Genomic DNA, 25312 nt, shown 5'->3' on the forward strand with positions numbered 1-25312 from the left:
AAAAAAAGAAACAACTCCTGTGTTAAACTGTTTTTACCACTAAAAACATAGAACAGGAGTTGTTCCTTAATGGACATTATACAGTATGCAGTTGAAAAAATCAGTGAAACAATGGTAAAAAATTTAGATTTAACACAAAAGAAAGAATTGGCTTTCCATAATCTTATTTCTGACGTCCAAGAATCGATGAATCAAATTGGTATTGCTTTAGTAGAAGACTTCATTGAAAACTTAGATGATTCTCTAAAATACTATCCAGGAAGAAAAGAAGCCTGGCATGTTCAACGGAAGAATGATGAGAAAAGACTTTCTACTACTATGGGAGACGTCGTCCTAAAACGGACGTACTATAAAAATAAACAAAGTGGTCAGTTTACCTATCTAGTAGACGATCATTTAGACTTAGCTCCTCATAGTCGTATGGACTTAGGATTAGAAGCTGAGATTTTAGAAAGAGTGAAAGATTTATCCTATCAAAAAACAATCGATAGTTTTAAGACTATTTCTATTCGTAGCCGCACATCCGTCATGAACGTCGTTCATAAACATCTATTAGAACCTACTGAGGTCGCTATTCCTTTACAGAAAAAAATAGTGGATGTTTTATATATTGAAGCAGATGAAGACCACGTTGCCTATCAAGATGGTAAAAATCGGTTTATGAAACTTGTGTATGTTTATGAAGGTCGCAAACAAGTGGTTGGTACAGCTAAGCGAATAGAATTGGAAGGGAAACGTTACTTTACTGGGCTTTACCCAAATAATGAAGAATGATGGTTCTCAGTGTTAGACTATCTTGATGAAGCGTATGATTTAGAGAAAGTAAAACACATTTATCTTTCTGGAGATGGCGCTCCCTGGATTAAAGCAGGAGCTAAAATCATTCCAAATAGTACATTTATCCTAGATAGTTTCCATTTAATAAAGTACATTAAAAAAGCCTGCGTGGGTCACCAAGAGTGGTTTTCCATCCTCTACGGATGGATAGTAAAAGGTCAAAAAGATCTCCTTCACTTATTTTATCAAACACGATTAGATGATGAGTTAAACGATTCTGAAAGGATTGCTTTATTAGAGTCTAAAAGGTATATTTTTAGACACTGGACGGCTATTCAAAATCAAAAGAATCCAGATTATTTTGGATGCAGTGCCGAAGGTCACGTGAGCCATATTCTATCTGCACGATCAAGTTCTAGGCCCTTAGGTTGGAGCCTAACAGGCGCGGAACACATTGCCAAGCTAAGAGCTTATACGCTTAATGGAGGCGATATAAAAGAGGGTCTAGAAAAGGAAAGAAAAGATTATACTCATCGAACAACGATTGAAAAATTAGATAAACGAGTCAATCGAAAATATGGCCAACAATTCCAAAGTGTATCTGGTAATCTTCCTGCATTGACGCAAAGTAAAAAAACACCATTAAGTATTGTATTAAAAGGTTTACGAGGAAAATAAAGGTTTTCAAATGGATCTGATAAATAAGTAAAAGAAATTTTCTTTTATTTATTTATCAGATGAAGCAAACGAAGTGCGGTAGGCATTGCATAAACGGAGTAAAATACTTTAACCAGGTATCATTATTTTTTTCCAACAATAAGTTGACACTATCCTTATCGCTTGGAAGATTGACATTTAGAATGAAATTATTTAGACTCGATAGGAATGACTTTGTAAAAAAAGAAAAAAATAGATAAGGTATTCTTTTTTATTAAAGAGAAAAAACAAAATAAAATAAAACAAACTATATAAAGGAACAGGAAATGAGTATAAGAAAAAATTAGTTATTCAATGTTTTTGTAAGGTTACTTCAATAAGGGGGATAGGTTTAAAATACGCTTCTACGCCGATTGAATGGTTACTGACGATAGTCGCCATTATCTTTCTATCTCGTTTTTTAAGCAACAAAAAACTTCTAATAGTAACAGTTTATGTAATTTTTACTGGAACGGGAACAGCTGGGACAGTTGTTGTCGGAGCATTTTTTTGATCTCGTATTTAGTTAGTCTAAAGTTGCTTTCATTCTCTTATTATTAAGTAGAGTTGTTGGAATTAATCTGATAACAAAATCAGAAAAAGACTTTATTTACTAGTAGATTGGTTTCTATTGGTTACAGGTGTATATCTTATGTCATTTGGACAGGAATAGGAACTAATGATGGAGCACTTGCTGGCATTTTATTTTATGGCGAATCAAAAAGTAAAAAACACTTTTTATTTATTGGGATGATTGTTGCAACGATTATAGGACTAAAACTAACGGATTAAAGGATTAAAGGATTTTTCTTGAAAAATAGTAAGGTTACACACTTTAAAAATAATGATAATGGAGGACAAGAAGATGAAAGATAAGATGAAATTAGGCTTATTATTAGCAACACTTCTAACGTTAACGGCTTGTGGAGATAGCACCCAAACAGCTTTGAATGAAAGTTCTGCATTAGTTCCAAGTGAAGTTAAAGTCGCAATGACTGAATCCATTTCAGCATCGATTGTGTTACAAGAAGAAGGGAAAGTTTTAACGGCTATCTCTAAAGACGTAAAAACTCAAGAAGGACAAAATTTGTTAGAGATTATGGAAGAAAATTATAACCTAACAGCTAAAGATGGTTTTATTTTTGCTATTGAGGGCTATGAGCAAAATCAAAAAGAAGGGAAATACTGGTTGTATACGATTAATGGACAAGAAGCTACAGTGGGGGCAGCCGATTATATTGTCGAAGATCAAGATGTTATTGTGTGGAATTTAGATGGTATTTAACCATTCTTTTCGCCAGTTTTCTACTCAACGCCTAACACTATTGGCGATGCTAACGACACTTTGTTATGTTAGCCGACTAATGTTCCAGTTTCTACCTAATGTTCAACCTGTAACGGTTATATTAATTATTTTGACACTTACACTTGGAGTAGTAGATGCACTGATTGTTTCGCTATTGTCTATTTTAATTTCTAACATTAATTTAGGTATGGGAGTATGGACAATTGCGCAAATTGTTTCTTTCTCATTGATAGTGATGATGACGGGTTTATTAATCAAACCAATTTTTAAAAAGTTGCCTTTTTTTATATTGATTATCTATGCGGTATTTACGGGCTATGCTTATGGGTTTATTATTTCACTCGTTCAAGCCCCCTTTTTTGGTATTCAAAACTTTTGGGTTTATTATCTTTCAGGACTCTCCTTCGATACATTGCACGCTTTTGGAAATGGTATTTTTTATTTGCTGCTAGCACCGATACTTTTTCCGTTATTAACTAAATCACTTGAAAAATACTATTCAAATTGAAAAAAGTACAATTATTTTAAAAAACGCAATAGTAATTAAAAAGCTACGTTTATTTAAATTTATATTTATATATTTAAATAAAGAGCGGGAAAAATGCTGTTTTAGCTCACTCGTGGTAAACTTAAATCAAAATAGAAGTGTGCAACATAATGAGAAGGATAAAGGATTTTAGAAGTAAGGAGGAATAATAAATGGTCTATTATCTAGGCGTAGACATTGGAGGAATACAAATAAAGTATGGATTGATTGATGATAATGGTGAGATAGAAACCATTCATAAAAAAGAAACCCCTATGGACTCTTTAGATAAATTTGTTGAAGTGATGGGTGAAATTTATGATAAGTATGCAGAAAAAATTGAAGGAATAGCTATCAGTATGCCCGGAATCATTCATTCAAGAACAGGCTTTGCTGTTCATGGTGGATCACTCAAATATATAAAAAATATGAATATGGTTTCGTTATTAGAAGAACGGTGTCCTACCATCATCCATGTTGAAAATGACGGGAAAGCAGCAGCATTAGGGGAATTGTGGAAAGGAAATTTTAGAGGAGTAGAAAATGGCATTATCCTTGCTTTAGGGACTGGAATTGGCGGGGGAATTATAAGTAACGGAAAGTTATTAAAAGGAAATCATTATTCTGCTGGGGAATTATCCTTCATCAAAACAAATTCAGATAAAAGTTTTGATGAGGATTATATGTTTGGTTTTCAAACGGGCCTAAAAAAGTTATTTAAATCAATTTCAATACGCTGCGCTATTCCTTTAGAAAAGATAGACGGATATCTTGTATTTCGCTATGCAAATGAAGGGAATAAAGATGTTCTAGCGTGTTTAAATGAGTATTGCCGTACATTAGCTATTCAGATTTTTAACCTTCAAGTTATCTTAGATCCTGAAAAGATAGTCATCAGTGGTGGAATTAGTAAGCAACCGTTATTGCTTGAATTGATAAAGAAAAATGTAGCGGAAATATTTAAAGAAAAGAATACAGAATTATTTTACGCACCGCTAATTGAAAGAAGTTATCATGGAAATAAAGCAACTATTATCGGAGCTTTATATAATTATAAAAAAAATGAAGAACTTTTATTTTTAAAAAAATCAAAATAAAAAGGCTAGGACAGCTGTCCTAACCTTTTTATTTTATTTATAGGGTCTTAATGCACGAGGTTTGTCTAAAATTTCTTTGTAGATAATCCCTTGTACAATTTTTTTTTGGAATGGAGTTTGTTTTTTTCTCTTATCCACCCTTTTTGTTTGCACAAAATTCTTAGTCGCGCCAGGAGGCTTAGAATAGGTTCGTGCCGTCGGTTTGCTTTTCGAAACAGGTTGAATCATATTTCGTTCTGCTAAAGGACGAGACTTAACCTTTGGTTGTTGATACTGATTTTTTTTTGTAGATAAATAAGGATTATTTCTTTGTTTTGCTAAATCTGCAGCTTTTTGGTTGATACGTGCTGCTTGTTGTTTAGCTGCTGGTTTTTTATCAGGTGTATTTCCTAATCGATCTTTTTCCTGATTGACTTCTTTTATGAATTCTTGGTATTTAGATATAGCCCCATTTTTATTTCCTTTTTGTTGATTGAAAAGTGCACTACCTAATGATCTTACGACAGTGATAATAATAATTAAAGGAATGAGAGAGCTTAGAAAACTAAGCAGACCAGCTAGTTCCATTATTCATCACGTTCACTTTCGCCTAACCCAGAAATAGAATCTCTCATAGAAGTATCTGCAGCGATGTTTTTCATATTGTAATAATCCATAACACCTAAGTTACCAGATCTCAATGCTTCAGCTAATGCTAATGGAACTTCAGCTTCAGCTTCTACTACGCGAGCACGCATTTTTTGTACTTCTGCAATCATTTCTTGTTCTTGAGCAATAGCCATTGAACGTCTTTCTTCAGCTTTTGCTTGAGCAATGTTTTTATCAGCTTCAGCTTGCTCCATTTGTAAGCTAGCACCGATATTACGTCCAACGTCGATATCTGCAATATCAATTGAAAGAATTTCAAATGCTGTACCAGAATCTAAGCCTTTTTTTAGCACCATTTTTGAAATAGAATCCGGATTTTCTAAAACGTCGGTATGTTTTGCAGCACTACCAACAGTTGTTACGATACCTTCACCAACACGAGCGATGATTGTTTCTTCACCGGCACCACCAACCAAACGTTCAATGTTTGCACGAACAGTTACTTTAGCGCGGGCTTTAACTTCGATACCATTCATGGCCATAGCAGCAATGACAGGTGTTTCAATAACTTTAGGGTTAACACTAACTTGAACCGCTTCAAAAACATTACGGCCAGCTAAGTCAATAGCAGCAGCTTGTTTGAAAACCAAATCAATATTAGCACGTTGTGCAGCAATCAAAGCATCGATAACTTGGTTAATATCGCCACCTGCTAGGTAGTGAGCTTCTAGCTCATTGATATTGATATCCAAGCCAGCTTTTGTAGCTTTGATTAAAGGACGGATAATATTTTGAGGAGCAACTCGTCTTAAACGCATTCCAACTAACGTACCAATTGAAACTTTAACTCCTGAAAAATAAGCCGTTACCCATAATCCTACCGGTACAAAACGGAAGAACATACTTAAAATGATGATGACTAATATCGCAACGATTGCAATACCTATTAAACCACTTGTCTCTTCTAATAACATATTTACGACACTCTCCTGACTATTATTTTCGAACCTTCAACTTTAATTACTTCAACAAAAGCATCTGGTTCAATTTGTTCTCCTGAACTTATGACGTCTAGTTCCGTATCATCAAAAGCTACTTTACCAGCGGGCCTCAATGTCGTAGTAGAAATCCCTTTTTTTCCTAAATAATCAGTATAATCTTTATTACTAGAATACCCGCCAACTTTAGTCATATTCTCTTCCAGTATCAGTTTCTTGAAATTTCCAAAAGAGTATCCCTTCTTCAAGAGGATAATGGCTAAGACTACGGAAATAATACCGGCAATACTTAAATCAAACAAACTTTGACCAGCATCACCGTAGTTAAGATAGATGCCACCGAAAAGCAACAACCCACCTAATACTCCAGCTACACCAAAGTTGGGTATAAACACTTCTAAGATCAATAACAGAATCCCTAATATAAAAATGACAATTGGAAACCATTCTCCATTACCGTTCATAAAGAAATAGCCAGCGAAACTACCGACAGCTAGTAAGCCACCTAATAAATAGTGAATGGTTAACCCTGCGATGACTAACCCAACAAAACCTGCACTTAAAAGTAAGATATTCAAATGTATTCACCTCCTCTAAATGAATCGATTCTTCTATATAAAATAAAACGAGATAAAAATTTTTAGCAACTTAGCAACAAAAAAGAATTTAGATGATATACAAGCATTTTACCACTCCTATAGTGGATATGTACACTTAAAGAGCTTAATTCTTTCATAAGAAATAGAGTGCTAAGAATAGATAGGTTAATGAGTATAGTCTTTTTGATACAACATATGATAAATCTTTAGAGCAAACTGGATTTTCAATAACTCGTCTGAATCTTTGAGATCAAGAAGTAAGATCCGTTGTACCTTTTTAATTCGATAAAGTAAACTATTGCGATGAATGTAGAGTTGTCTAGCAGTTTCTGTAATATTTAGTTGATTAAAAATCTAACATTCAAAATTTTCAATTAAGTCACTTTGGAATTTTTGATTGTGCCCATATAAATCTCCAAGTATATAGGAGAATAACTTTTGCATCTCTTTTTTACCGATATTATCTTTCAAAAAATAATGAACAGTAGAATCATCAAAGTGATACCCTTTTGCTTGGGTTAATCTTAGGGCTTCTTGTGCTTTATAGAAACTAAGATTGATATCTATTAATTGCTTGGTCGGCCTACCACTAGGACAACAAAGAGAGCAGTCAAGAAGACTTGCTTCAATTGAATCAATTATTTATTTTATTTCTGTTTTTAAAATAGATTTATCTTCTATTGTATTTTTAGGAGAAGTTCCAATCAAAAGAATGATCTATTTTTTTCGATTGAAGACTAAAAATGTTTTATGATTTTTTTTCGTTTTATTTTCTTCTTAGTGAGCAGCTTCCAATAAGTCAAGAGAAAAAGAATCTTGAAAGTCTACTTTTAGCTCATAAGCTGTGCACCATAACGATAAGTTGACACCATATAAGTCAGCCAGGTTAGTTAAAGAAGTGGCTGAAGTAATTTGAAGCACCTTATGTTGCTTTTGTTGCCTTAGCTATTATCTTCATCAACTGTTTGGTAAAAAATCTATTTTTCCTAAAAATCCGACTGGTTTCTTAATTTTAACAGTTAGTACAATCTTAGCTTGGGCATTTGGACAAATAGACTTTGCAGAAATTGTTTCAGGAGCAGACACACTTGGTTTCTCTTACCCAATTCTACAACTAAAAGAATTGTTTGGAGGTATCCCTCCAGCAGCCTTTTTCTTAGCTTCAGCTATTCCAATAGGTGTGGCAAACTTTATCTTTACATTATAAAACATCGAATCTACAACAGCTGGTGATGGCCTTAAGGTCAGAAATATTATGTTAGCAAATGGATTATCTTCAATCACTGGTTGTTTCTTTGGAAACCCATTCCCAACAATAGTCTACATTGGCCAACCAAGTTAAAAGTCTATTGACGCAATCGTTTTTGAAGGCTTAACTGCAGATTTAGTTGAAGCAGAAGAAGTTGCCGCATCGGGCAAAATTATGTTCTTACCATATCATGAGCACCAGTGTGTTGGTGTAACTTCCGCTTCAATGTTTATGCATATTGTTGAAAATAAAACTTACAGAAACCTAGCGTTTACTAACTTAAATAAACAGGTGTCTAAAATCTTACGCTTCGGTGCTAATGATCAAAGTGTTATCGATCGCTTAGTTTGGATGAAAGATGTTTTTGGACCGGTATTAGGTGACGCAATGAAATTATGTCCAGAAGGAATCGATTTACGCTTGTTTCTTTCTTCAGCATTGCAGATGGGAGACGAGAGTCACAACAGAAACGTTGCTGGAACAACTTTGTTAATCCAAGCTTTGACACTTTATATTGTTAAAATAGATTATTCATTAAAAGAAAAAATCAAAGTCTTTGACTTTGTAGCAAGTAGTGACTATTTCTCTGGTCCTACATGGATGGTTTTATGTAAGTGTGCACTAGATGCAGCACATGGTATCGAGAACAGCAGAATTGTTACAACAATGGCTCGTAACGGAGTTGAGTTTGGTATCCGTGTTAGTTGTATGAAAGGCAATACTTGGTCTACAGGACCCGCTCAAAAAGTTGTAGGACCAATTTTTACTGGTTATAAACCGGAAGATTCTGGCTCGGATATTGGGGATAGTGCTATCACAGAAACTTATGGAATCGGTGGCTATGCAATGGCAACAGCCCCTAAAATTGTTCCTCTAATTGGTGGAACAGTTAATGAAAAAATTCTCATAAATATAAAAGGAAATAAAATAATTTCACGAAAAGAGAACGGTAACAAAAACGAGTATATATAAAGTTGATAGCGTTTTATATCTTGCTACGTCTGACTTTTAATAGGTATAAGCATTTAATTAGATAAGATGAGGGATAAATGGTGTTATTATGAATTAAAAATGATAAAATAATGAGTGTATAGTTTTCTTATCTTTTTTTTCAGAAAGGGGTCCCAATAATTGGTTAAACAAGTGAATAAAGAAACAAATCAAGCATTATTAGAAAAAGAAATGTATTTATTCAATACAGGTCAACATTTTGATAGCTACTTGTCGTTAGGTTGTTCTTATGAAATTTATGAGGGGACTGAAGGTTTTCGATTTACTGTATGGGCACCTCATGCAAAAAAAGTTTCTCTAGTAGGAGATTTTTGTAGTTGGACTGATGGATTAGAAATGGAAAGAGTAAACAAAACTGGTTCTTGGACAGTTTTCACAGCTGTTGCACAAGAAGGACACTGTTATAAATATTTAATTGAACAAGCGAATGGCGAATCAAAGTTAAAAATTGATCCTTATGCATATGCTTTTGAAGTGCGGCCTAAAGACGCATCAGTCGTAAAAGATTTGCCACAAAAAAAATGGCGAGATAGTTTATGGATGGCTAATAAAAAAAGATACGCTCATACAACGCGTCCAATGACTATTTATGAAGTTCATTTAAGTTCATGGAAATGCCATGCTGATGGCTCGTGGTATAGTTTAACTGAATTACAAGACGAGCTCATCCCGTACGTAAAAGAGATGGGATATACACACATTGAATTTATGCCATTAATGGAACACCCACTTGATGCTTCTTGGGGCTACCAATTAACAGGCTATTACGCTATCTCATCTAAATATGGCACAATGGAAGAATTTCAAAATTTTGTTGAAGCAGCTCATCAAGCACACTTAGGCGTCATAATGGACTGGGTTCCAGGTCATTTTAACCGCAACGATTATGGGATGGCTTATTTTGATGGAACAGCTCAATTTGAATACACAGATACGAATAAAGCGCAAAATTTTAGATGGGGAACGATGAATTTTGATCTTGGAAAAACACAAGTACAGAGTTTCTTAATCTCTAATGCTTTGTTTTGGCTAGAACAGTTTCATTTAGATGGATTGAGAGTAGATGCCGTTTCGAGCATGTTGTACTTAGACTATGATGAAGGCCCTTGGACGCCAAATGAAGATGGAAGCAATCATAATATGGCTGGTGTTGACTTTATTAAAAAATTAAATACAGCCATTTTATATCGTCACCCACAAGCGCTAATGATTGCTGAAGAAAGTACAGCTTGGTCTGATGTAACAACGCCTGTAGATCAAGGAGGTTTAGGTTTTAGTTACAAGTGGAATATGGGGTGGATGAATGATACCCTAAGATTCTTCGAATTAGAACCACATCAAAGGAAATTCCATTTTAACTTAATTACCTTTTCATTTATGTATACGTTCAATGAGCAATTTATTTTACCTTTTTCTCATGACGAAGTGGTCCATGGAAAAAAATCATTGATGCATAAAATGCCCGGAGATCGCTACAATCAGTTTGCCGGTTTACGCGTGATGGAAGTTTACAAAATGACTCACCCAGGTAAAAAATTAGATTTTATGGGCAATGAATTTGGCCAATTTTTAGAATGGCGTGTTCATTCTGAATTAGAATGGACGAGTCTGGAAGACGATATGAATAATAAACACCATTATTTCACAAAAACAATCAATGAGCTGTATAAAAAAGAAAGAGCATTATGGGAAGTAGACCATGATCCATCAGGAATTGAGATATTAGATGCCGATAATAGCGAGCAAAGTATATTGACTTTTATTAGAAAAGGTAAAAAAGCACGTGATTTTTTAATTGTTATTTGTAATTTTATGCCGATTGAACGACTTAATTACAAAGTAGGGGTTCCATTTGAAGGCAGTTATGAAGAATTATTAAATACTGAAATGAGTGAATTTGGGGGCGTGTGGACAAAAGACCAAGGCCTACTAAAAACAGTCAATGAGCCTCTAAACCGGCAAAATAATCACATAGAACTCATTATTCCAGCTATGAGCGTTGTGATTTTAAGACCTAAAAGGATAAAAGGAGTACCACAAGCTGATTAAATCTAAAAAGGGGGATAGAGGAAGAGTCGTGTCGACTAGGCTCTTTTCGAGTAATATGAGAAAAATTGAAACGTTAGCGATGATTTTAGCAGGTGGACAGGGTTCTCGTCTAGGTAAACTAACAAAAGAAATAGCTAAACCAGCCGTTCCTTTCGGTGGGAAATATCGGATTATTGATTTTGCTTTGAGTAACTGTGTCAATTCTGGCATTAAAAATGTTGGTGTTGTAACACAATACCAACCTAGAGAATTGAATAAACATGTGGGCAACGGAGAAGCATGGGGACTAAACGTGCATAGTGGCGGGGCAACAATCCTCCAGCCGTATGCAAGTGTCGATGGTGAAAAATGGTTTAAAGGAACAGCAAATGCTATTTATCAAAATAGTAGCTTTATTGACCAGCATAATCCTGACTACGTATTAGTTCTTTCAGGTGATCATATTTATAAGATGGATTATCAAAGAATGTTAGATTTTCATAAATCAAAAAAAGCGGCTTTAACAGTGGGTGTTATTCCTGTTCCTATCGAGGAAGCCCCTCGCTTTGGTATTATGAATACCGATCAAACAGATCGCATTATTGAATTTGAAGAAAAACCTGAGAAGCCTAAAAGTAATTTAGCTTCAATGGGTGTTTATATCTTTGATTGGGCTTTATTAAAAAAATACCTAGACGAAGATCAATCAAAAAGAAGAGAGCTAGAAGATTTTGGTAAAGATGTTATTCCAGCCTATTTAGGAAATGGAGAAAATATTTTTGCTTATGCTTTCACAGATTACTGGAAAGATGTCGGAACAATTGAAAGCCTATGGGAAGCGAATATGGAATTTTTAGATCCGACTCATGCACTAAACATTCGAAATTCAGATTGGCGTATTTATTCTCAAAATCCATCAGCTCCCCCTCAATTCTTGACAGAAACATCAAACGTAACCGATGCAATGATTGTTGACGGATGTTATATCGCTGGTGAAATTACTCATTCTATTTTGTCCCATAATGTCAAAGTAGGAAAAGGATCGATTGTAGAAAATAGTATTGTTATGTCAGGTGTCACAATTGGAGAAAATGTGACGATTAAATATGCTATTATTGGCGACAACGCTAAAATACATGACGGAGCTTACCTTGTCGGCAAAGAAAAAGAAATTATGGTTGTAGGATATAACGAAGAGATTGGAGGACTAACAGATGATGAAAAATAAGATTAGCGCCATTTTAAATTTAAAAGAGGAGGATTCAAAACTCTTACCTTTAACGGAAAAGCGTTCCATTTCGTCTTTACCTTTCGGCTGTCGTTATCGCCTGATTGACTTTCCGTTTACTAGTCTCCATAGTGCTGCTATTAATTCAGCTGCTTTTTTCATAGCAGGAAATGGCCGTTCGTTGCATGATCACATTCGTAGTGGGTATTCTTGGGGCTTAGATTCATCCATTGGTGGCGGTCTGTTCCCACATACCGAAACAGCTATAAGAGAAGCGGTAGAGATGGGGAAAGCAGGTCAAATTAATAGCTTTTACCACGACCAAATTCATTACGTTATCCGTTCAAAATCAGAATACGTTGTTATGATGGGCACTAAAATGTTGTGCAACATCGATATCAAAGCACTTTTGCGTTACCATCAAGAAAAAAAGGCTGATGTAACCGTTGTTTATAAAAACATGGTTCAATCTTCTTGTAACAAAAGTGAAGACGAGACCTATCTTTTATTTGAAGGTCAAGCGACGGATCGGGTCACAAATTTAGTTTCATTTGATAAACTGGAATCTAGTATAAATAAAGCACCTGTAAATATGGATATTGCCATTATGACTTCGAAAAAATTTATTGAATTAGCAACTCAAGCAGGTAAAGGTAAACTGAAAAGTGAAACGATGCTTTTATTTAAAGACCATTTAGACGAAATAAATGTAGTTGGCTATGAATATACTGGCTATTTGAAAAATATTAATAGTATTCAAAGTTATTTTGAAGCGAATATGGATATGTTGAATGAAAAAAATTACAATGCGTTATTGACTAGAGAGGATTCAATTATTACAAAAGTAAAAAATGGCGCCCCTACCTTTTATTCGAAAGATGCAAAAGTTAAAAATGCACAATTTGCTAGTGATTGTTTAATTGAAGGAGAAGTGAAAAACTCATTAATTTTCCGTAAAGTGACGATTGCTAAAGATGCTAAAATCAACCATTCAATTGTGATGCAAGGAAGTCAAATTGGCTCAGGCTCTTCTTTGGAATACGTTATTCTTGATAAGGGTGTAAAAATAGGAGAAGGCGTTCACTTAAAAGGTACAGCAAATAATATTAAAGTGATTAAGAAAAATACGGTTGTTGAACCCGAGAGAGGAGTTAAAGTCTAAATGACAATGAAGGTACTATTTGCAGCGGCAGAGTGCGCACCATTTTTTAAAACAGGTGGACTAGGAGATGTTGCTGGCGCCTTGCCAAAAGAGCTTATCCAGCAAGGAGTTGATGTTAAAGTTGTTTTACCTTTTCACACGACAATGCCCCAAGAATACAAAAATAAACTAGAGGATGTCTTGTCATTTGAAGTGAAAGTGGGTTGGCGAAATCAATTTTGTGGGTTGAAACGATTGGTTAAAGATAGAGTAACCTATTATTTTATTGATAATCTGTCTTATTTTGATCGTCCTAACCTATACGGCTATGATGATGATGGGGAGCGATTCGCTTTCTTTTCTCAAGCCGTTTGTGAAATGATGGAAAAAATTGATTTTATCCCAGATGTCCTTCATTTAAACGACTGGCATACAGCGATTATTCCTGTATTATTAAAAGATAAATACCAATGGATAAAAGAATACCAAAAAATTAAAACAGTCCTGACTATTCATAATCTTCAATTTCAAGGGATATATAGTCAAGCTGTCTTGTCAGACTGGTATGGCATTGGATACAATACTTACCACGAAAACGGGTTGAAATATTATGAAGATGTAAACGTACTAAAAGGTGGAATATTTTTTGCGGATCAAGTAACAACGGTCAGCCCAACTTATGCAAAGGAAATTCAAACGCCTTATTTTGGTGAGAATTTAGATGGAGTCTTACGTCAAAACAAGTATAAGTTGAGTGGAATCTTAAATGGCATCGACTATGATGAATTCAATCCTGAAACAGACAAAAAAATTCAACATCATTTTACTGTTAAAGAGTTGAGTGGCAAATCAAAAGATAAAACTCTTTTACAAGAAAAAGTTGGTTTACCCATTGATTCGACCGTACCCCTGATGGCAATGGTTAGTCGGTTAACTGCTCAAAAAGGCTGTCATTTATTGTGTGAACAGATGGATGAGTTGATGAAACGTGATATTCAAGTATTAATTTTAGGAACAGGTGAAACAGAGTATGAGAATAGTTTCCGTTACTTTAATTGGCGTTACCCAGAAAAATTCAAAGCGATTATTGACTTTGATACAAACTTAGCGCAGCAAATATATGCGGGTAGTGACTTGTTTATTATGCCATCAGCGTTCGAACCTTGTGGTTTATCGCAGTTGTATTCTCTTAGATATGGAACTTTGCCAATTGTTCATGAAACAGGTGGCCTAAAAGATACTGTTATACCGTATAATACTATAACGGGTGAAGGAACAGGATTTAGCTTTTATGATTACCGCAGCCACGTGATGATGGAAACGATTGATCAAGCGATTACGGTTTATTACGATAGACCTAAACAATGGAAAGCCTTAATCAAACAAGCTATGATTCAAGACAACAGCTGGAAGAAGTCTACAGAAGTTTATATAAAGCACTATAAATCTCTAATAGGACACGAATAAAAAAACTGAAACTCATAGATTGATATGCACAATAAATTATGAAAAGTCCTGATTACTGAGTAGTTGTAAGAAGTCTTGTGACCTTACTCAAAGATAGGACTTTTTATTCTAAAAAATAAGTGCGTTGACTTTTCAATGAGAATGGAGGATGAAAATGGACTTAACAAAGAAGCGATTCAAAGAAGAATTTAGTCAAACATTTGAAAATATGTATGCATTTGACATAAAAAATTCAACGGCAATCCAACAATACACTGCTCTAGGAAATTATCTGAGATTTTCATATTCAGACGATTGGAATAAAACCAATAAAAAGTACTTAAATGAACAAGTCAAACAAGTTTATTATTTCTCAATCGAATTTTTACCTGGTCGAATGCTGAAAAGTAATTTATTAAACTTAGGTATTTTAGATACAGTACGAGATGGATTAGTAGATTTGGGCTTGGATTTTGAAGAAATTGTAAAATCAGAAGTTGATCCTGGTCTTGGAAACGGTGGATTAGGACGTTTAGCCTCTTGCTTTATGGACTCAATTGCTTCATTAGGCCTGCCAGGAAACGGAAACGGTATTCGCTACCGCTATGGATTATTCCAACAAAAATTTGTTGATGGTTATCAAGTTGAATTACCGGATAACTGGTTAAGAAATGGAAATGTCTGGGAAGTTCGCAAAGAAAATAAAGCAGTAACTGTTCGTTTTGGTGGTCAAGTCGGCTTAGTTGAAGCAGCTAATGGCCATTTGAAGCCAACTTATTTCAATACACAAAATATTTTAGCCGTACCTTATGATACAGGAATGGTTGGGTATCAAAATGACGTCATAAATAATTTACGCCTTTGGTCTGCTGAAATTCCACCAGAAGAAGAGATTCACTACCATACAATCGCCGAGAGAGAACAAGTCAATCAAATTACAGAAGTATTGTATCCAGATGATTCCAATCATGAAGGGCAAACTCTTCGCTTGCGTCAAGAATATTTCTTTACTTCAGCCGGCATTCAAAGCGTCATTCAATATTATAAACAAACAGGACTTTCATGGCAAAACTTTCCAGATAAAATAGCAATTCATATCAATGATACTCATCCATCACTAGCAATCCCAGAATTGATGCGCGTTCTTCTAGATGAAGAAGATTTGAGTTGGGAACAGGCTTGGGAAATTACTAAAAAAACGATGAGTTATACTAATCATACTGTTTTACAAGAAGCGATGGAAAAATGGCCGATTGATATGGTTAAAAAGTTACTGCCACGTATTTATCAAGTGATTGAAGAAATTAATCGTAGACATATTGAAAAAAAATTATCCTTATATGGTTCAGATCTGACTTATCGAACAGCCATTATTGCTGATGGCTACGTCAAAATGGCTCATCTAGCCATCGTTGGTAGCCATAGTGTTAACGGAGTAGCAAAATTGCATACTGAAATTTTAATGCATGATGTGTTGAACGATTTTTATCAAATGTATCCAGCCAAGTTTAATAATAAAACAAATGGTATTACTCAAAGACGCTGGCTGCATTTAGCAAACGAAGAATTAACAAAGTTGATTGACAGTAAAATTGGAACCGATTGGAAAACGAATCCAGCTGAATTAAAACTTTTCAAAGCCTTCATTGCTGACCAAGAAACATTGGATAAGTTAGGAACCATTAAATTAGTAAACAAGGAAAAATTTGCAGCATATACAAAAAATGAGATGGGTATTGAAATAAACCCTGAAGCTTTATTCGATGTGCAAATTAAACGGTTGCATGCTTACAAGAGGCAATTATTAAATGTCTTGCATATTATTGACCGGTATTTGAAGATTAAAGAAGATCCAACATTAGCTATTCAACCGCGTGTCTTTATTTTTGGGGCAAAGGCTGCACCAAGTTATTCTTATGCAAAACAAATTATTAAATTGATTAATGCTCTTGCTGAATTAATCAATAACGATCAAGAAGTTGACGATAAATTAAAAATTGTTTTTGTCGAAAATTATGGTGTTTCTTTAGCTGAACTTATTATTCCAGCTGCTGAAGTTAGCGAGCAGATTTCGCTAGCGGGTAAAGAAGCATCTGGGACAAGTAACATGAAATTGATGTTAAACGGTGCGTTAACTATTGCAACACTAGATGGAGCTAATGTAGAAATAAGAGATTTTGTAGGAGAAGACAACTTATTTTTATTCGGCTTAAACGATCAAGAAGTACAAATCCTCAATAAAAATGGCTCGTATCATCCAAGAGAAATATATGAAACGAATCCACGATTAAAGCAAGTTTTAAATACGCTTATTGATGGAACTATTCCGGATATTGAAATGGAAGGCCGTGTTATTTTCGATTCACTTGTTTATCATAATGATGAGTACTTTTTATTAAAAGATTTTGATAGTTATATTCAAGCACAAGAAGAAATCGATTTATTGTATCAAAATAAAACAAAATGGAATCAAAAATCGCTCATGAATATCGCGAGCTCAGGACCCTTTTCAGCTGACTTCACAATTCAACGGTATGCTGAAGAAATTTGGAAAATAGATTCTCAATTGATAGATGTACATCAGAAACTATTTTTGACTGAACCTATTTAATTGGTAGACAAGAAAGGATTTAGTGTGGAAAAAATAACGTATCATTCATGGAAAGAAGAGTATAAATCGCCATTTGGAGCGGTCAAAATCGGAAGCGACATACAGTTTCAGTTGGATTGTCAATTAGATGGTATTGAAACTATTTATTTGATCATTCATAAAGATTTTGGTGAAAGTTTTCAAATCGAAATGACGCCTATAAATCAGATAAGGTTTAAAACTGTTTTCACCACATCGAATGGTAGTGGTTTGTACTTCTACCATTTTAAAATTGAATATCAAGAAAACAGCCATGTAAGAACGATTTACTACGGAAACAATCAATGCAATCTTGGTGGAAAAGGAATTGTTTATTACGAGAAAGAAGATATTAAGCAGTATCAATTAACGAGTTATCTTTTTGACGATCCAGCTCCAGGATGGTACCAAAATGGAGTAGCTTATCAATTGTTTGTAGATCGATTTTATAACGGCAATGAAAACGGAGAAATAAAAGAATGTAAAAAAAATTCGTTTATTTATGCTACTCAAGAAGATTTACCTTTATATATAAAAAACGAAGCAGGCGAAATCATCCGTTGGGAATTTTTCGGCGGAAATTTATTAGGTATTATTAAAAAATTGCCTTATTTAGTTGAGTTGGGGATAACTATTTTATATCTTAATCCCATTTTTGAGGCGCGTAGCAACCATAAATACGATACAGCTGACTTCATGAAAATCGACCCCATGTTTGGAGATGAAGCACAATTTAGAGAATTAATTGCACAGTCTGAAAAAGTAGGGATAAAAATTATTTTAGATGGTGTATTCAATCATGTAGGGGCAGATAGTCGCTACTTTAACCAGTTTGACACGTATCCTAGTTTAGGAGCTTACCAATCATTAGAAAGTCCTTACAAAGATTGGTTTATATTTAATCACTTTCCAACTGACTTTCGTTCGTGGTGGGGTATTAAGGATTTACCAACACTCAATAAAGAAAATAAAAAAGTAAAAGAGTTTATTTATGCAAATGATGAAAGTGTTATTCAATATTGGTCAAAAATGGGGATTGGCGGTTGGAGAATTGATGTGGCAGACGAGCTAAGCGATGATTTCTTATTAGGAATTAGAAGAGGCATGGATAAATCTGCAGCCGATTTAGTCTTAATTGGAGAAGTATGGGAAGATGCGACTAATAAAATTGCTTATGGAGAACGACGACATTATCTTGAGGGAGGCATTATGCACGGTGTAATGAACTACCCATTCAGAGATATCATCATCAGATTGTTGGATAATCTAACAACGACACAAGAAGCTGTCTTCATGTGTATGAATTTAAAAGAAAATTATCCACCAGAAGCGTTAAAAAATAATTTGAACAATATTGGAAGTCATGACACGACTAGAATTTTTACGGCTCTTCAATCAAATAGTGAAAAAGTGAAACAAGCGCTAGTATTGCTATTTGTTCTTCCAGGAGTACCCTGTATCTATTACGGAGATGAAGTTGGTGTAGAAGGAGGGATGGATCCCGATAATAGACGACAATATCCTTGGGGCAATGAAAACAAAGATACTCAATCAGTTGTTAAACAATTAATTGCATTAAGAAAAAATCAAAAAGCTTTAGTAGAGGGGTCATTCTATTCTTTTTCAACACATTATTTATTTATGGTTCTAAGGTATCTTTCTGATGAGGAATATGTTCTTGTCTTAATTAATTCTACAGAAAAAGAGCAAGAATTTAAACCTAAAGATATCCTTTCAGATCATCATTTTGATTATAAAAGCTTTTTTAAACGACAAGCGATTGAAAATCAAATTATCTCAGCACAAGGAATAAAAATAGTGAAAAGTAGTCAATATTGATAAGGTTTTCCCCAATAAACAAGTTTATAGATATAATTTTTCTCTAACCTAATTCTAATAATAAAAAAATAATTAAAAAAAAAACAGATAAAACTCTTGCTTTATCTGTTTTTTCCCTGTATATTATTAGAAAGTTCTCATTTAAATAGAATCTAATTCTAATTTGATTGAAAAAAACAACTAAAGGGGATTGGATATATGAAAAAGAAATGGTGGTACGCAAGTGCAGTATTATTAACAGCAAATTTATTGACTGCATGCGGAAATAATGAGAGCAACGATGCAACAGAAAGTTCAAAAGGATCGAATGATTCAAATTTAGCAGATGAGCAAGTTTTAAACTTAGTTGAAATCGCTGAATTGCCTACAGGGGATACAGCTCTTGCGACGGATACCGTCAGCTTTACTGTATTTAACCAAATTAATGAAGGACTTTATCGTTTAGACAAAGACAGCCAGCCTATTCCGGCACTTGCTTCTGAAGAAGCTGTAATAAGTGAGGATGGATTAGAGTATAGCTTTAAATTACAAGAAGGAGCAAAATGGTCTAACGGAGATCCTGTAACAGCCCAAGACTTTGTCTATGCATGGCAAAGAATTGTAAATCCTGATACCGCAGCACCTTATTCTTATTTATTTGATGGAATCAAAAATGCAGCTGCAATCATGGAAGGCGAAGTAGATAAAGAAACTTTAGGAGTAGAAGCAGTAGGAGATTATGAATTTAAAGTAACGATGGAAAAACCAGTTCCATACTTTATCTCACTGATGGCATTTCCAACTTTCTTCCCACAAAACCAAGCTTTTGTTGAAGAACAAGCTGCTAATTATGGTACTTCTGCTGAGACAATGATTTTTAACGGACCATTTACTTTTAGTGAGTGGGATGGAACAAACTTAAATTGGTCATACGACAAAAATGAAGATTACTGGGATGCTGAAAATGTTATCTTAGATAAAATCAATGTTGAAGTTATCAAAGAAACCTCAACTGCTTTGAACTTATATGATTCTGGTCAATTGGATCGTGTAAACTTAACAGGTGAGTTTGCAAAACAATTCCAAGGAAACGATGATTATATCGTTGAAACAGAAGCTAGGTCATCTTATCTGCAATTTAACCAAGAGAAAAATGGTGAAGAAACACCTTTAGCAAACCAAAGTTTACGTAAAGCAATTGCTACATCATTTGACCAAGAATTGTTAGCTAATGAAATCCTAGCAAATGGTTCTCAAGTATTAGGAGGGTTGGTTCCAGCTGATTTAGCTGAAAATCCAAATACACAAAAAGATTTCCGTGAAGAATCTGGAGACTACTTATCATATGACAAAGATGCTGCTTTAGAAAATTGGGAAAAAGCAAAAGCTGAACTCGGCGTTGATAGCGTAGAACTAGAATTACTTGGAGACGATGACGAAACAAACAAAAAAATTGCAGCATACATGAAAGATCAGATTGAAACGAGCTTACCAGGCGTAAAAATCAAAGTCAAAAATGTTCCATTTAAAGTTCGTTTAGAGCTACAAACTGAACAAAATTATGACTTCGCTTTAGGTGGATGGGGTGCAGACTTTGCGGATCCAGTAAACTTCATTGATTTGTTAATGACAGATAGCCCATACAACAGATCAAGTTATAGCAACGCAAAATTTGATAAATTAGTTGAACTATCTAAGAATGAAAATGCTACGAATGTAGACGAACGTTGGAAAAACTTGTTAGATGCAGAAAAAATTCTATTAGATGAAGCAGGAGTTGCACCTCTTTTCCAAAGAGCAGCAGCAACATTGCAAAAAACAAATGTAAAAGATATCTACAATCATCAAGTAGGAGCAAAATACACGTATAAAAATGCTTATATTGAAGCAGAATAATTAAAATAAAGAGCCTCAGCCACAGTCTTCATGTGGTTAAGGTTCTTTATTTTTAAAAGGATAATAAGAATTAGTATAATAGCTCAGTTTCTCGAACAAGTTGGTAGTTTTTTTCGTCAGCTTCATCAAATAAGTTTAGCGTAGTAGGTGAAGTCTTAGTAACGATTAATTCATAGCCGAAATGATCCTTGAAAATTATTTTATCATTTTCAATAAAAACTAATTGACCGTTCATTAATTGACTATTTAGATAGATTTGCCGATTTTCTTTTATTTGAATAGACATTTCAATGGATGAATCAGGATCACAAACATGCCACTGACCAATGAAAAAGTTCAAAGGGTCTAATTTCGTTTGAGATTTTTGAAATTTATTTATAATCGTAACTAATTTACTTACAAGTGTAAAACTGATGAATAATTTTATAAACAATTTTCGTTTCATTTTTCTATCTCCTTTTTAAAATAAGTGGCGGCTTAAAATAATACATTGGCGAGTTAACTAGAAAATCAATTAGTGTTATCATTATTATAACGCTATTTTATCTAGATATATAGAGACTAAAGTTGCAATTTGATAATAATATTGAGATGGTTTGATGACTGACTCTAAAGGTTAGAATAAAGAATTTAATTATTTTTTGAAAAGCTTGATTCTTTTTCGAAAAAAAGAGAAAATAAGAAACGTAAGTCAAGAAAAGAAAGAAGTGTATTTAATGAATGTAATAAAATTTGGTGGAAGTTCTTTAGCTTCAGGAGAACAATTAAAAAAGGTCTTAAAAATTATTCTAGATGATCCAAACCGTAAAATAGTCGTTGTTTCGGCTCCGGGTAAACGTTCATCTAAAGATAAAAAAGTAACAGACCTATTGATTAGTTTAGGTACAGCAGCACTACAAGGGCAAGATATAGAAGAAAAGATTGAGAAAGTGTTGTCTCGCTATCGTATAATTGCTGAAGAATTGGAATTAGATTCAATGATAATAAAGGAAATAAAAGCTAATTTATTGTTGCTAGTGAATGGCGATAAGATAGCTTCAGATTATTATTTAGATGCATTTAAAGCAAGTGGAGAAGACAATAACGCAAAACTTATCGCAGCTTATTTTAATAAAGAAGGCCTACCTGCTCGCTACGTTAATCCAAGAGAAGCAGGATTATATGTAACAGAGGAACCAGGTAATGCCCAGATTCTAGCTGAATCATACACTAATTTATATGAGTTACGCAAAATAAAAGAAATTATTATTTTCCCAGGCTTTTTTGGTTACACTAAATCGGGAAAAATCTGCACTTTTTCACGAGGAGGTTCAGATATTACTGGTGCAATTTTAGCGAACGGTGTTCAAGCATCTTTATATGAAAATTTTACGGATGTAGATGCGATTTATGTAGCAAATCCATCAGTGGTAACGAATCCATGTGGAATCAAAGAATTAACTTATCGAGAAATGCGCGAATTGTCTTATGCTGGTTTTTCCGTTTTACATGATGAAGCACTGTATCCTGCTTTTAAACAGGGTATTCCTGTTCAAATAAAAAATACAAATAATCCAAAGGCACCGGGTACGATTATTCTGAAAAAACGTCAACTTACTAATCAAGAAGTGGTTGGAATCGCAAGTTCTAATGGATTTTGTAGTATTTATATTGAAAAATATTTGATGAATCGTGAAATAGGTTTTGGTCGTCGTGTTCTTGAAATTCTAGAAGATCAAAAAGTGAGTTATGAGCATATGCCATCAGGAATTGATGATTTAACTATTATTCTCAGAGAAAATCAATTGTCTACAGAGGGACACCACTTATTAGTAAGTCGATTAAAAAATGAACTTTCAGCTGATAGCGTCGTAGTTGAGAGTAACTTGGCGTTAATTATGATTGTAGGAGAAGGTATGCGCCAAAATAGTGGTACGATGTCTAAAGCAGCAACAGCGCTTACCAGAAATCATATCAATATTGAAATGGTTAACCAAGGAGCATCTGAGGTTAGTTTTATGTTTGGTATTTCTGCAGACCAAGAAGAACAAGCTATTAAAGCTTTGTATCACGCATTTTTTGAGTAGTTTTTTTGAAAAAGTGGACAAAAAGTGGTTAGGACATAATCCTGACCGCTTTTTGTTTAGTTTATTTTGAATGAAGTAGGGCTTGTTTTTAATAATCTTAATCCGTTTAAAATGACTAGAATAGTACTACCTTCATGACCAACAACCCCTAAAGGTAAAGTAATAACTTGAAATAAATTACTAATAATTAAAATAAGAATTACACTGACAGCAAAAATAATATTTTGTATCGTAATTTTTTTAAGGCGATTAGATAATTGATGGCTATAAGCCAGTTGATTTAAGTCGTTTTTCACAAGAACGACATCGGCAACATCCATTGCGATATCTGTTCCGGCACCCATTGCAATTCCTATGGAAGCATTTGCTAGAGCAGGTGCATCGTTAATGCCATCTCCAATCATCGCAATAGAACCGTACTTATCCTTTAACTCTTTGATTAATTCAGCTTTTTCATCAGGCAAACAATTTGCCCTAACTTCGTTAACGCCGACAATTGCGCCAACTGTTTTTGCTGTTGCAGGGTTATCACCAGTAATCATAACTGTATAAACACCTTGAGATTTAAAATAATCAACCATTTGCTTGGCTTCTTCTTTTGGCGTATCAATCAATCCGAAGTAAGCAACGACTTGATCATTCTTACTAATATAAATAACGGTTTTACCTTCTTCTTGCAGCGTTTCAGCTTTATTTATTAAAAGAGAGTTCTTTTCTATTAAAGCATACTCTTTTTTACCAATTTTCCATTCTTCACCGTACGCTCTACCAGATAATCCGTGACCAGTATGATCTTTTAAATCTTTAATAACTAACTCGTGATTACTTGTTTCACTAAAAGCATTGACAATTGCATGAGCAATAGGATGTGTTGAAGTTTTTTCCATAGCTACACAAACATTTATAATCGTTTGTTTGTCTTCTTCAGGCTTAAAGAATGATTCTGTTACAACTGGTTTTCCTTCTGTAAGTGTTCCAGTCTTATCAAAAGCAATGGCACGAATTTGGCCAAAGTTTTCAAGATAGGATCCACCTTTAAATAAAATCCCTTTACAAGCACTGTTTGAAATAGCAGATAGCGTTGCTGGAGCAGCAGAGGCTACTAGTGCGCAAGGAGAGGCGACCGTAAGCAATACCATGCCCCGATAGAAAGATTCGTTCCAGCCCCAATTTAAGATGAAATAGAAAATAGCAATCATAACTGAGACAAAGATTAGCACAGAGATAACATATTTATTTTCAATTGCTTCAATCATGGTAGCTGTTTTAGAAGGTGTACTCTGTGCTTCATCAACCATTCTTAAAATTTTAGCGAATAAAGTATTAGAACTATCTTTAGAAACTTGAATGGTAATTCCTTCTTGTAAATTAATTGTTCCACCAATCACTTCTTCGCCAGCAATTTTTTCTGAAGGAATAGACTCACCAGAAATAGCTGATTCATCGATTAATCCCTCTTTGCTTAGTAAAATACCATCAATAGGAATATTTGTTCCTTTGGCAACCATTAATTTATCTCCAATAGATAAAGAGGAAGTAGGTACTTCTTTAATAGAACCATCCGGTTGAATCATCTGTGCACTTTCTGGTGTCAGGTTCATTAATTCAGTGATAGCTTTAGTACTTTTGTTTGTTGCGTAAATTTCAAGTGAACCACTGAGGGAAAAGATAAAAATAAGTAAAGCTCCTTCCATCCAATAACCGATAGCTGAAGCTCCTAGTGCTGCTAAAACCATTAGTATATCAACATTTAATTTTTTATTATGGATGGTATCTTGTATTCCTTCTTTTGCTTGATGGAATCCTCCAATAATAAAAGAAGAAATATAAACTAGCGCTGCAATCGTACTATAGTCAGTAAATGTAAAAAACAGACCAATCGTAATGAGCAATCCACTAAGTATTGTTGCGATCATAGGCTTATTTTCTTTAAATAATAGGCTCATCTCTTTTACTCCTTTTTTTATATTCATTAGATTTGAATCTATCATAACACAAATCTTCGCTAGATTGTAATGATTATAAACAACTGAGAATGATTATCGTTATCAATACAAATAATTAAATAGTTTTCTTTTATAAATATAAGATTATATTCTAAAATTAATGAAATTTTATTTCATTTTTAACAAAAATAATATTTAACCTCTTTTATAATTTTAAATTATCTCCCTGATAATATTAATTAATCCTCTTTAATCACTGTTTTAATA

Annotated in this window: 19 protein-coding genes and 2 pseudogenes; 14 read left to right on the forward strand and 7 right to left on the reverse strand. The window is 34.1% G+C overall.

The genetic code is table 11. From position 1 onward, the window contains the following. Positions 1 to 111: 111 nt before the first annotated feature. The 5 genes and pseudogenes from B9Y54_RS12785 (at position 112) to B9Y54_RS06835 (ending at position 4402) form a co-directional block, all read left to right on the forward strand. Positions 112 to 1455: pseudogene (locus B9Y54_RS12785) on the forward strand (ISLre2 family transposase). A 639-nt stretch (positions 1456 to 2094) separates the two neighbouring features. Then, positions 2095 to 2265 carry a DMT family transporter gene (locus B9Y54_RS13190; protein ID WP_085559568.1) on the forward strand — a complete coding sequence of 57 codons (171 nt, stop codon included), beginning with the start codon at positions 2095 to 2097 and terminating at the stop codon, positions 2263 to 2265. 73 nt (positions 2266 to 2338) lie between these two features. After that, the gene (locus tag B9Y54_RS06825; RefSeq protein ID WP_159446066.1) at positions 2339 to 2758 is read left to right on the forward strand and encodes a DUF4430 domain-containing protein; all 420 of its coding nucleotides are present in this window, start codon (positions 2339 to 2341) and stop codon (positions 2756 to 2758) included. Further along, the gene (locus B9Y54_RS06830) at positions 2748 to 3287 is read left to right on the forward strand and encodes an ECF transporter S component (RefSeq protein WP_085559570.1); all 540 of its coding nucleotides are present in this window, start codon (positions 2748 to 2750) and stop codon (positions 3285 to 3287) included. The genes B9Y54_RS06825 and B9Y54_RS06830 overlap by 11 nt, the downstream gene beginning before the upstream one ends. A gap of 191 nt (positions 3288 to 3478) precedes the next feature. Continuing rightward, on the forward strand, positions 3479 to 4402 hold the full coding sequence (locus B9Y54_RS06835) for an ROK family protein (protein ID WP_085559571.1): 924 nt from the start codon (positions 3479 to 3481) through the stop codon (positions 4400 to 4402). A gap of 33 nt (positions 4403 to 4435) precedes the next feature. On the opposite strand, the gene B9Y54_RS06840 is transcribed toward B9Y54_RS06835, so the two are convergent. The 5 genes from B9Y54_RS06840 to B9Y54_RS12790 form a co-directional block, all read right to left on the reverse strand. After that, positions 4436 to 4969 carry a hypothetical protein gene (locus B9Y54_RS06840; protein ID WP_085559572.1) on the reverse strand — a complete coding sequence of 178 codons (534 nt, stop codon included), beginning with the start codon at positions 4967 to 4969 and terminating at the stop codon, positions 4436 to 4438. Continuing rightward, a complete protein-coding gene (gene floA / locus B9Y54_RS06845; RefSeq protein ID WP_085559573.1) occupies positions 4969 to 5964 on the reverse strand; it encodes a flotillin-like protein FloA in 996 nt (331 codons plus the stop codon). The genes B9Y54_RS06840 and floA overlap by 1 nt, the downstream gene beginning before the upstream one ends. A gap of 2 nt (positions 5965 to 5966) precedes the next feature. Then, positions 5967 to 6566, reverse strand: a complete 600-nt coding sequence (locus B9Y54_RS06850) for an NfeD family protein (RefSeq protein WP_085559574.1) — start codon at positions 6564 to 6566, stop codon at positions 5967 to 5969. Positions 6567 to 6752: 186 nt separating this feature from the next. Continuing rightward, positions 6753 to 6941, reverse strand: a complete 189-nt coding sequence (locus B9Y54_RS13195; protein WP_085560529.1) for a helix-turn-helix domain-containing protein — start codon at positions 6939 to 6941, stop codon at positions 6753 to 6755. A gap of 744 nt (positions 6942 to 7685) precedes the next feature. After that, the gene (locus B9Y54_RS12790) at positions 7686 to 7871 is read right to left on the reverse strand and encodes a hypothetical protein (protein ID WP_085559575.1); all 186 of its coding nucleotides are present in this window, start codon (positions 7869 to 7871) and stop codon (positions 7686 to 7688) included. Positions 7872 to 7941: 70 nt separating this feature from the next. On the opposite strand from B9Y54_RS12790, the pseudogene B9Y54_RS06865 reads away from it, so the two are divergent. From B9Y54_RS06865 to B9Y54_RS06900, 8 genes and pseudogenes are all read left to right on the forward strand, one after another. Next, positions 7942 to 8790: pseudogene (locus tag B9Y54_RS06865) on the forward strand (YlbE family protein); the annotation flags it as partial. A gap of 177 nt (positions 8791 to 8967) precedes the next feature. After that, on the forward strand, positions 8968 to 10896 hold the full coding sequence (gene glgB, locus B9Y54_RS06870) for a 1,4-alpha-glucan branching protein GlgB (protein WP_090005020.1): 1929 nt from the start codon (positions 8968 to 8970) through the stop codon (positions 10894 to 10896). Positions 10897 to 10951: 55 nt separating this feature from the next. Next, a complete protein-coding gene (locus B9Y54_RS06875) occupies positions 10952 to 12103 on the forward strand; it encodes a glucose-1-phosphate adenylyltransferase (protein ID WP_085559577.1) in 1152 nt (383 codons plus the stop codon). Further along, the gene (glgD, locus tag B9Y54_RS06880) at positions 12090 to 13265 is read left to right on the forward strand and encodes a glucose-1-phosphate adenylyltransferase subunit GlgD (protein ID WP_085559578.1); all 1176 of its coding nucleotides are present in this window, start codon (positions 12090 to 12092) and stop codon (positions 13263 to 13265) included. The genes B9Y54_RS06875 and glgD overlap by 14 nt, the downstream gene beginning before the upstream one ends. A gap of 6 nt (positions 13266 to 13271) precedes the next feature. After that, positions 13272 to 14711: a glycogen synthase GlgA gene (gene glgA / locus B9Y54_RS06885; RefSeq protein WP_085560531.1), complete on the forward strand. Its 1440-nt coding sequence runs from the start codon at positions 13272 to 13274 to the stop codon at positions 14709 to 14711. 154 nt (positions 14712 to 14865) lie between these two features. Continuing rightward, positions 14866 to 17301 (forward strand): glycogen/starch/alpha-glucan phosphorylase, encoded by a 2436-nt coding sequence (locus B9Y54_RS06890; protein WP_085559579.1) that lies wholly within the window; start codon positions 14866 to 14868, stop codon positions 17299 to 17301. Positions 17302 to 17325: 24 nt separating this feature from the next. Then, positions 17326 to 19158, forward strand: coding sequence for a glycoside hydrolase family 13 protein (locus B9Y54_RS06895; protein WP_234987865.1), 1833 nt, complete (start codon positions 17326 to 17328; stop codon positions 19156 to 19158). Positions 19159 to 19356: 198 nt separating this feature from the next. Continuing rightward, positions 19357 to 21033, forward strand: a complete 1677-nt coding sequence (locus B9Y54_RS06900) for a peptide ABC transporter substrate-binding protein (RefSeq protein ID WP_085559580.1) — start codon at positions 19357 to 19359, stop codon at positions 21031 to 21033. A gap of 70 nt (positions 21034 to 21103) precedes the next feature. On the opposite strand, the gene B9Y54_RS06905 is transcribed toward B9Y54_RS06900, so the two are convergent. Continuing rightward, a complete protein-coding gene (locus B9Y54_RS06905; protein ID WP_085559581.1) occupies positions 21104 to 21478 on the reverse strand; it encodes a DUF4828 domain-containing protein in 375 nt (124 codons plus the stop codon). Between the two features lie 271 nt (positions 21479 to 21749). On the opposite strand from B9Y54_RS06905, the gene B9Y54_RS06910 reads away from it, so the two are divergent. Beyond that, positions 21750 to 23099 (forward strand): aspartate kinase, encoded by a 1350-nt coding sequence (locus B9Y54_RS06910; protein ID WP_085559582.1) that lies wholly within the window; start codon positions 21750 to 21752, stop codon positions 23097 to 23099. 56 nt (positions 23100 to 23155) lie between these two features. Here the strand turns inward: B9Y54_RS06910 and B9Y54_RS06915 are convergent, their stop codons facing one another. Further along, the gene (locus tag B9Y54_RS06915) at positions 23156 to 25045 is read right to left on the reverse strand and encodes a heavy metal translocating P-type ATPase (protein ID WP_085559583.1); all 1890 of its coding nucleotides are present in this window, start codon (positions 25043 to 25045) and stop codon (positions 23156 to 23158) included. Positions 25046 to 25312: the final 267 nt, after the last annotated feature.

The sequence above is a fragment of the Carnobacterium iners genome, assembly GCF_900177385.1.
In the GTDB taxonomy this organism is placed as follows: Bacteria; Bacillota; Bacilli; order Lactobacillales; family Carnobacteriaceae; genus Carnobacterium_A; species Carnobacterium_A iners.